Here is a 14,112-nt window from a genome sequence, read left to right on the forward strand (position 1 = left end):
GGGCCTACAGCTCGCGCAGGCCCGGCGTGCGGCCGAGCCCGTGCACGGCGTCCCGGATCGAGGCCCGCGCGGCCAGCAGCCGCGACCGCTCGTACGCGCCCAGCCCCGGCCGCCGCAGCGCCCGGCTGATCCAGCGGGCCCGGATCGGCCCACCCGCGCCGTAGACGTTCCAGGTGGTCGGCACGTAGCCGGCGCGGACGACCTCGAAGCGGCCGTCGGGCTGCTCGCGCAGCACGAACCGCACGGTGATGCCCTCGTAGGTGTCGGAGCGGAAGGTCTCCTGCTGGGCCACCATGTTGCCCATCCCGTAGGCCACCCAGGTGCCGTTGACCCGCGTGATCGGCTGCACCACGTGGGCGTGCTCGCCCAGCACCAGGTCGACGTCGGGCGAGCGGGTCAGCCGCTCGACGAGCGCCACCTGGTCGGCGTTCGGCTCGTGGGAGTACTCGTCGCCGCCGTGCAGGTGGACGACGACCACGTCGGCCCCGGCCGCGCGGGCCCGTCGCGCCTGGTCGAGCAGGTTCTCGGCGTCCCACATCGAGACCGACCAGGGCCGGCCCTCGGGCAGCGGGAACCCGTTGAGGCTGTAGGTGCCGGCCACCACCGCGACCCGCACGCCGTCGTCGGTCGTGAGCACCACCGGACGCCGGCGCTCGGCCGGGCTGCGGAAGGTGCCGATCGCGCGGACGCCGTGCCGCTCCAGCTGGCCGACGGTGTAGGCCAGCCCCTCCCAGCCCTGGTCGACGGCGTGGTTGGACGCCGTCGTGCAGCCGTCGAAGCCCATGTCGGCCAGCCACGGCGCCACCTGGCGCGGCGCGGCGAAGACCGGGAAGCTCTGCAGCGGCTGCCCGGGCCGCGCGAACGGCACCTCCTCGTGGCACAGCGCCACGTCGGCAGAGCGCACCAGCGGCCGCAGCGCGGCGAACATCGGGTCGAAGTCGAACGGGCCGTCACCGGTGACGGCGGCGTCGGCCTGCGCGCTCTGCCACACCGTGTTGTGCCACAGCAGGTCGCCGCCCATCACGAGGCTGACCTCGCGCGGCGCGGGCTCGGGCGCGGGCTCGGGCTCGGGCGTCGGCGGGTCGGGGGCCGGCGGCGCGACCACGACCGGGTCGGGCGACGGCTCCGCCGCGGCGAGGACGGCGTCCGGTCGGCCCGCGCGGGTCGGCCCGGCCGCCGACGGCGGCCCGGGCACGGTGGTCGCGGCCAGGGCCGCGCACAGGAACAGGGAGGCGCCCACCCCCGCGCCCCGTGACCTCACAGCCCGTAGACGCACCGGGCGCCGGATCGGTTGTCGGTCCGGTCGAGTCCCTTCGACAGGCTCAGGGTCCGTGGGCTCGGGTCCACCTGACGGGGTCTCGCCGGCCTCGACGACGGTCGAGGTGCGAGGAGCCCCGGCGACGAGCCTCGAGACCGCCGACCCTCCGAGGCCGGCGCGACCACACGGACCTGAGCCCGTCGAAGGGTCTCGGCCGACGACCCGAGGTCACGCGAGCAGCTCGGCGAGCGCGCGGTGGCCCTCGGCCTCGAAGGGCTCGTCGCCGACGCCGAAGGCCCAGCAGGCGACGCCGACGGCCTCGCGCACCCGCAGCCGCCACCAGCCGTCCCGGCCATCCTCACCGCCCGTGTCACGCGGGTCGGCGCCGTACCCCTCGACGAACGCCGCCTCGAGGTGCGGCGCGCCGCGCCACTCGCGTTCGGCCAGCCGGGCGAGGTCGGTCTGCGCCGGACGCAGGTCGGCGCGGCCGAGGTCGATGACCGACACCACGCCCCTGTGCACCAGCCAGTTGCGGCCCTGCCAGTCGCCGTGGGTCGGCACGAGCACGGACGGCGGCGTCGGCCAGCCGGCGACGAGCCCGCGCAGCCGCGACTCGACGTCGGCCGCGATGCGGTGCTCTCCGTCGAGCCACCGCAGCATCCGCGCGTTCTCGCGGGCCTCGTGGTCGTCGTCGACGATCGACGGCTGGCCGTGCAGCAGCGCCAGCAGCACCCCCGCCTGCCGGTGCACGTCGGGGTCGGCGGCGGCCGGCGTCCCCTGCACGAGGTCGCCGGGCAGGTGGGTGGTGACGATGACGCGCTCGTCGACGTCGGCGTGCCGCAGCACGGGCGCGCGGCCGATCGACGTCCACGGGGCCAACCACTCGCGGTGGGCGCGCACCTCGCGCACCAGGTGGCCGTTGGCGGGGCCCGAGGCCTTGACGGTCAGCGTCTCGCCGGCGTGCGCGACCCGCAGCACCACGGTGTCGACGAGGCCCCAGCCGAGGTCGGCCTCGACCTCGACACCGGGGAGCCAGCCCTCGACGAGGGCCCGTTGGCGCGGCGTGAGCGACGAGAGCCCCCCGAGTCCGGACACGCGGCAGATCCTAGGGTGGAGGGGTGACCGCCGATCTCGTCGCCGTCTGGTTCGGCGCGCTCGACGGCACCACCTGGTTCGAGCAGGACGCCGACGTGCCGCTGTACGCCGCCAGCCTGGTCAAGGTGCCGATCGCCACGGCGGCGGCCGGGCTCGACTGGAGCGAGCCGATCGCGCTGCACGCCGACTTCGCCTCGCAGGCCGGGGGGCGCTACGAGCTCGACCGCGACGACGACCAGGACGACGTCACCTGGGACGCCCTCGCCGGCCGCGCCGCCACCGCGACCCTCGGCGAGCTGGTGCACCGCTCGATCACCGTCTCGAGCAACGTGGCCGCCAACCTGGTGCTCGAGCGGGTCGGCGTCCCGGCCGTGCAGGCGGTGCTGCGCGAGGCCGGCGTCAGCGACCGGACGACGTTCGGGCGCGGCATCGGCGACGCCGCGGCCCGCGAGGCCGGCCCCGACAACCGCGTCACCGCCCGCGACCTCGGCCGGGTGCTGGCCCGCACGCCCGAGCGCGTCGTCGAGGTGATGCGCGCGCAGACCTACCGCGACGGCATCCCGGCCGGCCTGGCCGGTCTCGCTCCCGGCGCCGACGTCGCCAACAAGACCGGCTGGGTCGACGGGCTGACCCACGACATGGCGCTGGTGCGCGCCGACGGCCCCGACGCCGAGCCCTGCGCCCTCGTCGTCCTCACCCGCACCGGCCTCGACCACGAGCACGCCGAGGCGCTGGTCGCCCGCACCGCGGCGCAGGCGTGGGCGCACCGACCGGTGGCGGCGCGATGACGACGATCGCCGAGGTGCGCACCCGGCGGCTGAGCGTGCCGCTGCACACGCCGTTCGTGACCGCGCTGCGCCGCACCACGACCATCGAGACCGTGCTCGTCGAGGTGGTCGACGGTGACGGCGTGAGCGGGTGGGGCGAGGCGCCGCAGGTCTGGCAGGTCACCGGCGACTCGCTGGCCGGCTCGCAGGCCTGCCTCGACGGTCCGCTGCGCGACGCGCTGCTCGGCCGCCCCGCCGACCCCCGCGAGTCCGCGCCGCTGGTGCAGCGCGCGGTGGTCGCGAACCGGTCGGCCAAGATGGCCGCCGACGTCGCGCTGCACGACCTCGCGGCGCGGCGGGCCGGCGTCCCGCTCGCCGAGCACCTCGCGGCGCTCGCCGGGGTGGCCGGCGCGGCGGTCGAGCTGCGGGTGCCCACCGACGTCACGCTCGCCGCGGGCGAGGCCGCCGACCTCGCGCGCGCCGCCGAGGCCCGGGTGGCCGACGGCTTCGGCGCCCTCAAGCTCAAGGTCGGCACCGACGCCGCCACCGACGTCGCCCGGGTGCGCGCGGTGCGCGACGCGGTCGGCCCCGGCGTCGCGCTGCGCCTCGACGCCAACCAGGGCTGGGACGCCTTCGAGGCGGTGCGCGTCGTCACCGCGCTCGAGGACGCCGGCGCCGCCGTCGAGCTGGTCGAGCAGCCGGTGCCGGCGCACGACGTCCTCGGCCTGGCCCACGTGACCGCGCACGTCGAGACGCCGGTGATGGCCGACGAGTCGCTGTTCACCCTCGAGGACCTCGTCGAGATCGTGCGCCTCGACGCCGCCGACCTGGTCAACGTCAAGCTGGCCAAGTGCGGCGGGCTGACGCCGGCCCTCGAGCTGCTGCGCGTCGCCGGCCTGCACGGCTTCGGCACCATGGTCGGCTCGATGATGGAGTCGCACGTCGGCCTCGGCGCCGCCGCCTCGCTCGTCGCCGCCGTCGGCACGACCGCGCTGCCCGACCTGGACGCCGCCTGGTGGGCCACCGCCTCGCCCTACGTGGGCGGTCCGACCTACGACCGCGACCGTCTCGTCCTGCCCGCCACCCCGGGCCTCGGCATCGGGGGACTCGACGAAGGAGCCACCCCATGAGAGCCGTCCGCGTCGCCCCCGTGCTCGCCGAGCCCCGCGCCGGCGCCGAGCAGGTGACCCAGCTGCTGCCCGGCGAGCGCGTCGAGGTGCACCAGCGCGAGGGCGACTGGCTGCGCGTCACCGCCCCCGCCCAGGCCTCGGCGAAGGACGCGCTCGGCTACCCCGGGTGGACGCCGGTCGCCGACCTCGCGCCCGACGAGGAGAGCGTCGTCGCCATCGCGCGCACGTTCCTCGGCACCACCTACGTGTGGGGCGGGCTGACCCACGACGGTGTCGACTGCTCCGGGCTGGTGCACGCCAGCTTCCGGGCCGTGGGCGTCGCCGTGCCGCGCGACGCCTCCGACCAGGCCAGCGCGTGCGAGCCGGTGACGCTGGGGGAGGAGCGTCCCGGCGACCTGTGGTTCTTCGCCAAGGACGGCCGCGGCACCCGCGTCACGCACGTCGGCTTCGTGACCGACCCGGCGACGTCCACGATGCTGCACGCGCCCGACTCGGGCCCGCGCCGCTACGTCGTCGAGGAGCCGCTGCCCGACGCCCGCCGCGCCACGCTGGTCTCGGCCGGCCGGTTCTAGGAGGCCGGCGATGACGCGCGACTGGCGGGCCTGGCACGAGGGGTACGACGACCCCGGCTCGGGGCTGGCCTGGCGGCTGGCCGCGGTGCGCGGCCACGTCGCGGAGGCCCTCGACCGTCGCGCCGGGCCGGTGCGGGTGCTCAGCGTGTGCGCCGGTGACGGCCGCGACGTGCTCGGCGTGCTGGCCGACCGGCCGGACGCCGCCCGCGTGAGCGCCACGCTCGTCGAGCTCGACCCGGTGCTCGGCGACCGCGCCCGGGCGGCCGCCGCCGCGACCGACGCCGACGTCACCGTGCTCACCGCCGACGCCGGCGACCCCGCCACCTACGCCGGCCTGCCGCCCGCCGACCTGCTGCTGCTCTGCGGGATCTTCGGCAACGTCAGCCCGGCCGACATCGAGCACACCATCACCGCGGCGCCCGCGCTCTGCGGGCCCGGCGCCACCGTGCTGTGGACCCGCGGACGGGGCCGCGGCTTCGACGACCTCGACGCCGACGTGCGCCGCTGGTTCGGGGCCGCCGGGTTCGTCGAGACCGCGCACGAGACCCTCGACGAGGGCCACCACCCGACCGTCGGCGCCGTGCGGCTGGACGTCGAGCCGCCGGCGACCCTGCCGACCCTGCCGGCCCTGCCGGCCCTGCCGGCCCTGCCGCCCGACCGGCGGCTGTTCACCTTCCGCTGATCTCGCGGGGCCTCAGTCGTCCTTGATCTGGTTCGCCGGGCCGGCGTCCATCTCGACCACGACCTGGCCCTGCGCGTCGAGCCTCAGGGCCGGGCGGTGCTCGGAGCCGCGCCGGCTGTAGAGCTCGAGCGGCTCGATCACCACGCCCTCGGGACGGTTGCGGATGATGCCGGGCACGCAGGTGTAGATGCGGTTGTCCTGGTTGGCGTTGACCGCGTCGATGCGCACCGTGGTGCCGGCGCCGTTGTCGATGGCGAGCGAGACCTGGTAGCGGTGGAAGGAGCCGGTGCCGTTGGTGATCGCCGAGTAGGCGACCGGCAGCACCGCGTCGATCTCGGGGCTGAGCTCGATGTCGATGACCTCGAGCTGCTCGCCCTGCGGCTCGGGCGGTCCGGTGCGGTCGGCCTTGCGGCCCCAGCCCTTCTTCTGCGGCGCCGCCGGGCGTGCGTGACGCTCGCCGCGCCCGACGTCGCCGCGGTGGCGCACGCCGAGGAACTGCTGCCGCGGCGGCACCCCGTCGGCGTCGAACATCGCGACGTCGGTCTGCCGGCCGTCGGTGGTCCACACCAGCGCATAGACGTCGTAGTCGGTGCCCGCGGCCCACGAGACCGAGGCCGTCATGCGCCGGGTCTTCTCGATCATCACCGGCCGGTCGCCCTTGACCAGGCTGATCGAGCCCTTGGAGAGGTTGATGCCGGACGACGACGACGACGGCGCGGTCGGCGGCGGGGGCGGCGGGGGCGTCGAGGTGGACGGCGGCGGGGGCGGCGGCGGCGTCGAGGTGGACGGCGGCAGGGGCGGCGGGGGCGGGGTGGAGGTCGACGACGTCGACGGAGCAGGCGGTGCCGGCGGAGCGGGCGGCGCCGGGGCGGCGTCCGGGGCGGCGTCCGTCTCGACGCCGTGGGCGGCGGCGAGGGCGGCCAGCCCGCCGGCGTACCCCTGCCACACCGCGCGCACCTTGGGCTCGCCGCCGCGCACGTAGACCTCGGCGACGACCAGGCCGCGCTCGTCGGTGAACGCCGGCGGCGTCAGCTCGAAGTCGGAGCCACCGGCGGTCACGTGCGCCTGCAGGCCGCCGACCCGGGCGAAGCCGGCGCCGCCGTCCTCGGTGAGGGTGACGACGACCTTGGTGACACCCTCGGCCAGCCGGGCGAGGTCGAAGCCGAGGCGGTGCGTGGTGCCGTCGGGCGCGGCCGCCGGGGCGTGGAAGACCGCGCAGCCGTCGGGGTGCCGCGGCTGGTTGTAGAAGACCATGTCGGCGTCGCCGCGCACGGAGCCGTCGGCGGTGACGACGAAGGCGGTGAGGTTGACGTCGACGCCGGCGCCGGGCGCGTGGCGCACGACCACCTCGCCGGACGTCGCGGCCAGGCGCTGGTTGGTGCCCATCGGCAGCGGGGTGCTCACCGCGCCAACCTACGGTCGACCTGCGAAGGCGCGCTCCACCACGGGGCCGAGGTCGAGCCCGGTCGGCAGGGTACCGAGGGCACCGCCCCAGTCGCGCCCGAGCCGCGAGGCGCAGAAGGCGTCGGCGACGGCCGCGGGGGCGTGCCGCACCAGCAGCGAGCCCTGCAGCACCAGCGCCAGCTGCTCGACCACGCGCCGGGCGCGCACCTCGAGGTCGGCCGGGTCGGCCGCGAGCTCCTTCCTCACCAGCGCGACCGCGTCGTCGAGGTGGCGGTCGGCGCCGGCGGCGCTCTCGACCTCGGTGAAGAACGCCTCGACCGACGCCGGCTCGCGGCCCATCGCCCGCAGCGCGTCGAGGGCGGCCACGTTGCCTGAGCCCTCCCAGATCGACAGCAGCGGCAGCTCGCGGTAGATGCGCGGCATCCCCGACTCCTCGACGTAGCCGTTGCCGCCGAGGCACTCCAGCGCCTCGCCGGCCACGGCCGGGCCGCGCTTGCACACCCAGTACTTCGACACCGCGAGGGCCAGGCGCCGGAAGGCGGCCTCGCCCTCGTCGCCGCGGGCGGCGCGGTCGGTGGCGCCGGCCAGCCGCAGCGCCACGGTCGTCGCGGCCTCCGACTCCACGACGAGGTCGGCCAGCACGTTGCGCATCAGCGGCTGCTCGACCAGCCTCCGCCCGAACGCCGAGCGGTGCCGGGCGTGGTGCACGGCGGCCACCGTGGCGGTGCGCATGCCGGACGCCGTCCCGAGGGTGCAGTCGAGCCGGGTCAGGTTGACCATCTCGACGATGGTGCGCACCCCGCGGCCCTCGTCGCCGACCCGCCAGGCGACGGCGTCGTCGTACTCGATCTCGGAGGAGGCGTTCGACCGGTTGCCCAGCTTGTCCTTCAGGCGCATCAGGTGCATCGCGTTGCGGGTGCCGTCGGGCAGCACCCGGGGCACCAGGAAGCAGGTGAGGCCGCCGGGGGCCTGCGCGAGCGCGAGGAACAGGTCGCTCATCGGGGCGGAGGTGAACCACTTGTGGCCGGTGAGCCGGTAGGAGCCGTCGACCTGCGGCTCGGCGCGCGTGGTGTTCGCGCGCACGTCGGAGCCGCCCTGCTTCTCGGTCATCGACATGCCCGCGACCAGCCCCGCCTTGGACGACGGCGTCCGCAGCCCCGGGTCGTAGACGGTCGAGGTCAGCAGCGGCTCGTGGACGGCGGCCAGCTCGGGCGCGGCGCGCAGCGCGGGCACCACGGCGTAGGTCATCGAGACCGGGCAGCCGTGGCCGGCGTCGACGTTCCAGACCAGGAACTTCGCCGCCCGGGCCACGTGCGCCCCCGGCCGGTCGTCGGCCCACGGCGCCGCGTGCAGGCCGTGTCCGACCGCGGTGGCCATCAGGTGGTGGTAGGCCGGGTCGTACTCGACCTCGTCGACGCGGTGGCCGGACCGGTCGTGGGTGACCAGGGTCGGCGGGTGACGCTCGGCCAGCCTGGCCCACTCCTGCGCCTGCTCGCCGCCGGCGAGCCGCCCGAGCGCGCGGACGTCGTCCACGGCCCACCTGGCGCCCTCGCGCTCGAGCGCGGCCAGCAGCGCCGGGTCGTCGGAGGTGTCGTGGCCGACCAGCGGCGGCACCTGGTTGGTCACGTCGTGCGTCGCCCGGCCCACGGCCGCATCGTACGGAGCGATCAGGTGCAGGGGCGCGGGCTGCCCTGCTCCTCGGTGCCGGCGCACACGGCGTAGCGGGCCATCAGGTCGCGCATCTCGGCCACCCGCTCGGGGTCGGCGACGGGGCCGTCGCGGTAGCCCGGGCCGCGGTAGAGCAGGTTCTCGGTCATGCCGGGGTCGAGGTAGTACTCGCTCTGCCGCACGGACCCGTCGGGCCAGTACCACTCGACGTAGGCCTCGACGCCGCGCGTGACCAGCCGCCACGACGGCAGCGAGCGCGCCGCCCGGCCCGACTCGGCCCCCACGATGGCGTTGCTCTCGTGGAAGAACTCGCCGTAGACGACCTCGCGCTCGTGGTCGCCGAGCAGCGAGTGGCCGTCGACGAGGTGGCCCGGCTCGACGTCCAGCAGGTCGTAGAGGGTCGGGGCGACGTCGATCAGGCTCACCGGGCGGGTGTCGAGCGCGCGGTCGCGGCCGGGGTACCAGGCGAGCATCGGGATGTTGGTGGCCGCGGGGTAGGGCGCCGACTTGCCGTCCCAGTTGAACTGGCCGCGGTCGCTGTAGCCGTTGTCGCTGGTGAAGATGACCGCGGTCTCGTCGAGCATCCCGCGCGTCTCGAGCCGCTCGAAGACCGAGGCCATCACCTCGTCGACGTCGTAGAGCGAGCGGATGCGCGCGGCCCAGAGCTTCTCGTAGTACGAGCGCGGCGCCGGCGGCGGGTAGTCGAACATCGGCAGCTTGTCGTCGGACGCGCGCTCGGGCCAGAACGAGAACGGCGGCACCGGCTTGTCGGCGTTCTCCGGCGAGGGCACGGGCAGCGAGGCGTCGTTCTTGCGCGTGCTCTGCTTGTGGGGCGCGAAGAAGGCGCTGTAGGCGTAGAACGGCTCGTCGCCGTCGAGCACGCGGTCGAGGTAGCGGTCGAGGTAGCGGGCGCTGGTCTGGGTGCTCGACAGGCCGGTGGTGGGGCGGTACCGGCCGCCGTTGCGGCCGAAGAGGTCGAACTGGCCGGCGCGCATCTTGTAGGAGGCCCAGAAGTCGGCGTGCTCGAAGCCGGTCGTCATGCGGGTCGGCCCGTACAGGTCGGTGCTGGCGAGGCCGTTGAGGAACTTGCCGACGCCGTAGGTGCTCATACCGGCCTCGCCGAGGTCGTGCTGCACGGTCTGGTCGCCGTCGAGGTTGCGGGCGCCGATCTGGCTGCGGACGCCGTTGTTGTGGGCCAGCTGGCCGGTCTGGATCTGCGCCCGTGCCGGGCAGCAGACCGGCGTCGCCACGGTGGCGTTGGTGTAGCAGGTGCCCTGCTCGTAGAGCCAGCGGCTGCTGCGGGGCAGGTAGGCCGGCGTCTGGTCGCACGCGAAGTCGCTCATGTCGTCGACCAGGAAGACGATGGCGTTGCGCACCGAGACGTCGTCGCTCTCGCCGGTGCCGAGGTAACCGTCGTCGTGGCCCGTGACCACCGCGGGCCCGGCGGACCGGTCGCCCGTCGGGCCCCGTCCGGTGGTGACGTCGTCGGCCCCGCCGGAGCCGTCGGAGCGCGCGCCGTTGGCGGCCAGTCCGGCCACCACGAGGGCCGCGACGACCAGGAGCGTCGACCACAGCGCGCGGTGCCGCTGGGCAGGCTCGTGATCGCTCACGGGAGAGAGTCAAGCATCCGGGCGGTCACCACATTCATTCGACGACGTGAGGCCGCGCGAGGTTGCCTCGACCGGCGTCGGCGGGGTAACGGGACGGCGTCCGCGGCCCTCGCGGGTCGTCGTCCGGGACGCCGCGGGCCCCGCTGCAACCGAATCCCGGTCGACGGCATCTGACGTGCATGAGACCCCTCCTGCGCGGCCTGGCCGCGACCTTCGTGCTCCTGCTGGGCGTCGGCCTCGCCTCCCTCGCCGTGCCCGGCCCGGCCCACGCGCGGGTGGAGCCGGCGCCCGCGCCGACCGCCGCCCCCGACCGGCTGACCCCCGCGCAGACGGCCTACCGCGCCGGGCGCGCGGTCAACCACGACCGACGCGGCATCGCGTCACGCTTCACGACGCCGGCCGCCCAGCGCCGCATGTTCGACCTGCGCTCGCAGGGCTTCCGCTGGGACCGGCCCGAGCGCTGCCGCCGCCGCGACGGCGCCTGGCACTGCCTGACCCCGATGTCGACCCGCACCGACCCGGTGCCGCACCAGGTCGCCGTCCTCGTGGTGAAGCGGGTCGGCGACCGGCTGCGCGTGGTGGAGGTCGCCGGGCTCGACTGACCGGCTCGACCGACCGGCTCGACCGACCGGCTGGACGGCGCCGAGGATGGGGCGGTGACCTCCCTCGGCGTCGTCTTCCGTCCGCAGTCGCCCCCCGAGCAGCTGCGCGCCGTCGTGGAGGCCGCCGACGCGGCGGCCGCGGCGGGCGCCGTCGACGAGCTGTGGTTCTGGGAGGACTGCTTCCTCGAGGGCGGACTCACCCAGGCCGCCCTCGCGCTCGCCTGGTCGAGCCGGCTGCGCGTGGGCATCGGGCTGCTGCCGGTGCCGCTGCGCAACCCGGCCGTCGTCGCGATGGAGGCGGCCACGCTGGCCCGCGCGTTCCCCGGCCGCCTCGTGCTGACGCTCGGGCACGGCGTCCAGGACTGGATGGCGCAGGTCGGCGCCCGCCCCGCCTCGCCGATGGCGCTGCTGCGCGAGCACACGACGGCGGTTCGCGACCTGCTCGCGGGCGAGCGGGTCGACGCGGACGGCGACCACGTGCGCCTCGACGGCGTCGCGCTCGACTGGCCGCCCGCCGCACCACCGACGCTGCTGCTCGGCGCCCGCGGTCCCCGCACGCTGCGGCTGGCCGGCGAGCTCGCCGACGGCGTCGTGCTCGACGCGCAGGCGTGCGCCGAGCCGGACGCCGTGCGCGAGGCCCGCGCGACCGTGCAGGCCGGGCGCGACGACGCCGGCCGCCCCGGCGCGACCCACGTGACGTGCTACGTGCAGGTGGGCGCCGCCGAGGTGAGCGCCGAGCGGGTCGGCGAGCGTGTGCGGACGTTCGCCGACGCCGGTGGCGACACCGTCGTCCTGCAGTCCGACGGCGACGCCCCCGACCCGCGGCCGCTGCTCGACGCCCTCACCGCGCTCGCGGCCGACGGGCACGACCCGCGCCGATCGGCCGTCGCCGGTGGCGCGGACGGCTAGGTTTCCTCCCGTGCCGCCGGTTCGCCCGCTCGTCGCCCTCGGCGTGGGCCTGCTCGTCGTGTGCCTCGCCTGGTCGGCGCTGGCGCTGCCCGGCCTGCGTGACCGCCCGGCGCTCACGAGCCACGGCCTCGTCGGCGAGCTGGTCGCGGTGGGGCGGTTCGAGCCGGGGGACCTCCGGCTCGAGGTGGTCCCCACCAGACGGGTGGAGGTCGGCCCCGACGGCTGCGTGGTCAGCACCCGCCGCACCCTCGGCGCGGGCTTCCAGTGGGTGGTCGCAGACGGCGGCAGGACGGTGGAGCGGGTCGCGGTCACCGACCGCTACTTCCGCCCCTCGGCGGGCCGGCACAGCGTCGTGCTGGTCGAGCGTCACGGTCCGCACGACCTCGAGGTCAGCAGGGCGGTCGCCGTCTCCTGCTGACGGCATGCGCCCGCGACGCCCAGGCCAGGGCCGCCCTGTCCGCCCCGGGCGACCTGTGCGGAACGCCATACCCACGGCGTCCTCGCGGCGTTAGTGTCGTGACATGACGTCACAGACACCGGAGCGGGCGGCCGGCGCGAGCGGCGAGGGGCCGTTCGACGTCGACGTCCTGGTCGTCGGCAGCGGCTTCGGCGGCTCGGTCGCGGCCCTGCGGCTGACCGAGAAGGGCTACCGCGTGGCCGTCGTCGAGGCGGGTCCCCGCTTCGAGGACGGCGACTTCGCGAAGGGCACCTTCGACCTGACCCGCTACCTGTGGGCGCCGTGGCTGGGCTGCTACGGCATCCAGCGCATCGACGCCGTCCGCGACACGATGATCGTGGCCGGCGCGGGCGTCGGGGGCGGCTCGCTGGTCTACGCCAACACGCTCTACGAGCCGCTCGAGCAGTTCTACCGCGACCCGCAGTGGAGCCACATCACCGACTGGCGCAGCGAGCTCGCGCCCTACTACGACCAGGCCAAGCGGATGCTCGGCGTCGTCGACAACCCGGTGCGCACCCCGGCCGACGACGTCATGGAGAAGGTCGCCACCGACATGGGCGCGGCCGACACCTTCCACCCCACGCCGGTCGGCGTCTTCTTCGGCGGCCCCGGCCAGGCCGAGGGCGAGCGGGTCGAGGACCCCTACTTCGGCGGCGCCGGCCCGGCCCGCAACACCTGCCGCAACTGCGGCGAGTGCATGAGCGGGTGCCGGCACAACGCGAAGAACACGCTGGTCAAGAACTACCTCTACCTCGCCGAGCAGAACGGCGCCACGGTGCTGCCGCTGACCACCGTGACCCGGGTGCGGCCGCGGGCGGACGACGCGGGCGGCGGCTACGAGGTCGAGGTCCGCTACACCAAGGCCAAGCGCCGCACGGCGCGCTCGACACGCACCATCACCGCACAGCACGTGGTCATGGCGGCGGCCTCGCTCGGCACGCAGAAGCTGCTGCACCGCATGAAGGACGAGGGGCACCTGCCGCGGCTCTCGTCGCGGCTCGGCTTCCTCTCGCGCACCAACTCCGAGTCGATCCTCGGCGCGATCGCGCCGCGCACCGACCCCACCGACTACTCCTACGGCGTCGCCATCACCTCCAGCTGGCACCCCGACGAGCACACCCACATCGAGCCGTGCCGCTACGGCAAGGGCTTCAACACGATGGCGATGCTGCAGACGGTGCTCACCGACGGCGACGGCGAGGTGCCGCGCTGGCAGACGTGGCTGAAGCAGATGTGGCTGCGCCGCCGCGACATCCGCGAGCTCTACGACTTCACCCACTGGTCGGAGCGCACCGTCATCGCCCTGGTGATGCAGAGCCTCGACAACTCCATCACCACCTACGGCAAGCGCGGCAAGGTCACCGGCCGGTGGCGGATGACGTCGCGCCAGGGCCACGGCGCCCCCAACCCCACCTGGATCCCGGCCGCCAACGAGGCGGTGCGCCGCATCGCCGGCACGATCGGCGGCATCCCGGGCGGCAACATCGGTGAGCCGTTCAACATGCCGCTGACCGCCCACTTCATCGGCGGCTGCGCCATCGGCGCCACCCCGGACGACGGCGTCGTCGACGGCTACCAGCGGGTCTTCGGTCACCCGGGCCTGCACGTCGCCGACGGGTCGGCGATCTCGGCCAACCTCGGCGTCAACCCGTCGCTGACGATCACCGCCCAGGCCGAGCGGGCGATGGCGCTGTGGCCCAACAAGGGCGAGCGCGACCCGCGCCCGCCCCTCGGCGCCGCCTACGAGCGCCTCGACCCCGTGGCGCCCCGCGCCCCCGTCGTCCCCGACCACGCCCCCGGCGCGCTGCGGCTGCCGATCGTCGGCGTCAGCTGAAACTCGCGACGAGGCCGTAACCCCACGCGCCGCGGCCTCGTTGCACGGTCGAACCCGGCGCGTTCTGCTCCCTCGCGAAGGGCCGGGTTCTCCGAGGGTCGTGCGGCGGTCGTCCGCCGCAGGG

13 protein-coding genes are annotated in these 14,112 nt (G+C 75.6%); 8 read left to right on the top strand and 5 right to left on the bottom strand.

Annotation, left to right across the window (positions count from 1 at the left end; translation table 11 throughout):
• Window positions 1-4 precede the first annotated feature (4 nt).
• Both ABEA04_RS10325 and ABEA04_RS10330 read right to left on the bottom strand, forming a co-directional pair.
• Window positions 5-1,240 carry a CapA family protein gene (locus tag ABEA04_RS10325; RefSeq protein ID WP_345457909.1) on the bottom strand — a complete coding sequence of 412 codons (1,236 nt, stop codon included), beginning with the start codon at window positions 1,238-1,240 and terminating at the stop codon, window positions 5-7.
• Window positions 1,241-1,486: 246 nt separating this feature from the next.
• Window positions 1,487-2,353 carry a phosphotransferase family protein gene (locus ABEA04_RS10330; RefSeq protein ID WP_345457912.1) on the bottom strand — a complete coding sequence of 289 codons (867 nt, stop codon included), beginning with the start codon at window positions 2,351-2,353 and terminating at the stop codon, window positions 1,487-1,489.
• A gap of 23 nt (window positions 2,354-2,376) precedes the next feature.
• On the opposite strand from ABEA04_RS10330, the gene ABEA04_RS10335 reads away from it, so the two are divergent.
• From ABEA04_RS10335 to ABEA04_RS10350, 4 genes are read left to right on the top strand one after another with little or no spacing between them, the layout of a single operon-like run.
• Window positions 2,377-3,141: a serine hydrolase gene (locus ABEA04_RS10335; protein WP_345457914.1), complete on the top strand. Its 765-nt coding sequence runs from the start codon at window positions 2,377-2,379 to the stop codon at window positions 3,139-3,141.
• Window positions 3,111-4,250: a dipeptide epimerase gene (locus ABEA04_RS10340; RefSeq protein ID WP_345457917.1), complete on the top strand. Its 1,140-nt coding sequence runs from the start codon at window positions 3,111-3,113 to the stop codon at window positions 4,248-4,250. Before ABEA04_RS10335 ends, ABEA04_RS10340 begins: the two co-directional genes overlap by 31 nt.
• The gene (locus ABEA04_RS10345; RefSeq protein ID WP_345457920.1) at window positions 4,247-4,822 is read left to right on the top strand and encodes a C40 family peptidase; all 576 of its coding nucleotides are present in this window, start codon (window positions 4,247-4,249) and stop codon (window positions 4,820-4,822) included. Before ABEA04_RS10340 ends, ABEA04_RS10345 begins: the two co-directional genes overlap by 4 nt.
• Window positions 4,823-4,832: 10 nt before the next feature.
• Window positions 4,833-5,504 carry an SAM-dependent methyltransferase gene (locus tag ABEA04_RS10350; protein ID WP_345457922.1) on the top strand — a complete coding sequence of 224 codons (672 nt, stop codon included), beginning with the start codon at window positions 4,833-4,835 and terminating at the stop codon, window positions 5,502-5,504.
• Window positions 5,505-5,516: 12 nt separating this feature from the next.
• Here ABEA04_RS10350 and ABEA04_RS10355 read toward each other — a convergent pair whose 3' ends face one another.
• Genes ABEA04_RS10355 through ABEA04_RS10365 form a run of 3 tightly spaced genes read right to left on the bottom strand, consistent with a single transcriptional unit; the run spans window position 5,517 to window position 10,186 of the window.
• Entirely contained in the window at window positions 5,517-6,908 is a 1,392-nt protein-coding gene (locus ABEA04_RS10355) for a TerD family protein (RefSeq protein WP_345457925.1), read from the bottom strand.
• A 9-nt stretch (window positions 6,909-6,917) separates the two neighbouring features.
• Window positions 6,918-8,555, bottom strand: coding sequence for an acyl-CoA dehydrogenase family protein (locus ABEA04_RS10360; RefSeq protein ID WP_345457930.1), 1,638 nt, complete (start codon window positions 8,553-8,555; stop codon window positions 6,918-6,920).
• A gap of 20 nt (window positions 8,556-8,575) precedes the next feature.
• Window positions 8,576-10,186: a sulfatase-like hydrolase/transferase gene (locus tag ABEA04_RS10365; RefSeq protein WP_345457933.1), complete on the bottom strand. Its 1,611-nt coding sequence runs from the start codon at window positions 10,184-10,186 to the stop codon at window positions 8,576-8,578.
• A 179-nt stretch (window positions 10,187-10,365) separates the two neighbouring features.
• Here ABEA04_RS10365 and ABEA04_RS10370 point away from each other — a divergent pair, with 179 nt between their 5' ends.
• From ABEA04_RS10370 to ABEA04_RS10385, 4 genes are all read left to right on the top strand, one after another.
• The gene (locus tag ABEA04_RS10370) at window positions 10,366-10,788 is read left to right on the top strand and encodes a hypothetical protein (protein ID WP_345457936.1); all 423 of its coding nucleotides are present in this window, start codon (window positions 10,366-10,368) and stop codon (window positions 10,786-10,788) included.
• A gap of 54 nt (window positions 10,789-10,842) precedes the next feature.
• Window positions 10,843-11,697 (top strand): LLM class flavin-dependent oxidoreductase, encoded by an 855-nt coding sequence (locus ABEA04_RS10375; protein WP_345457939.1) that lies wholly within the window; start codon window positions 10,843-10,845, stop codon window positions 11,695-11,697.
• 10 nt (window positions 11,698-11,707) lie between these two features.
• A complete protein-coding gene (locus ABEA04_RS10380) occupies window positions 11,708-12,115 on the top strand; it encodes a hypothetical protein (RefSeq protein WP_345457942.1) in 408 nt (135 codons plus the stop codon).
• A gap of 103 nt (window positions 12,116-12,218) precedes the next feature.
• Entirely contained in the window at window positions 12,219-13,988 is a 1,770-nt protein-coding gene (locus ABEA04_RS10385; RefSeq protein ID WP_345457945.1) for a GMC oxidoreductase, read from the top strand.
• Window positions 13,989-14,112: the final 124 nt, after the last annotated feature.

Origin of the sequence: Nocardioides marinquilinus, assembly GCF_039543705.1 — a bacterium.
GTDB lineage: Bacteria > Actinomycetota > Actinomycetes > Propionibacteriales > Nocardioidaceae > Nocardioides > Nocardioides marinquilinus.

Bases quoted from the DNA above. Each gene is read 5' to 3' on its own strand.
- ABEA04_RS10345 (WP_345457920.1), top strand. From the start codon at position 4,247: ATGAGAGCCGTCCGCGTCGCCCCCGTGCTCGCCGAGCCCCGCGCCGGC.
- ABEA04_RS10350 (WP_345457922.1), top strand. From the start codon at position 4,833: ATGACGCGCGACTGGCGGGCCTGGCACGAGGGGTACGACGACCCCGGC.
- ABEA04_RS10370 (WP_345457936.1), top strand. From the start codon at position 10,366: ATGAGACCCCTCCTGCGCGGCCTGGCCGCGACCTTCGTGCTCCTGCTG.
- ABEA04_RS10385 (WP_345457945.1), top strand. From the start codon at position 12,219: ATGACGTCACAGACACCGGAGCGGGCGGCCGGCGCGAGCGGCGAGGGG.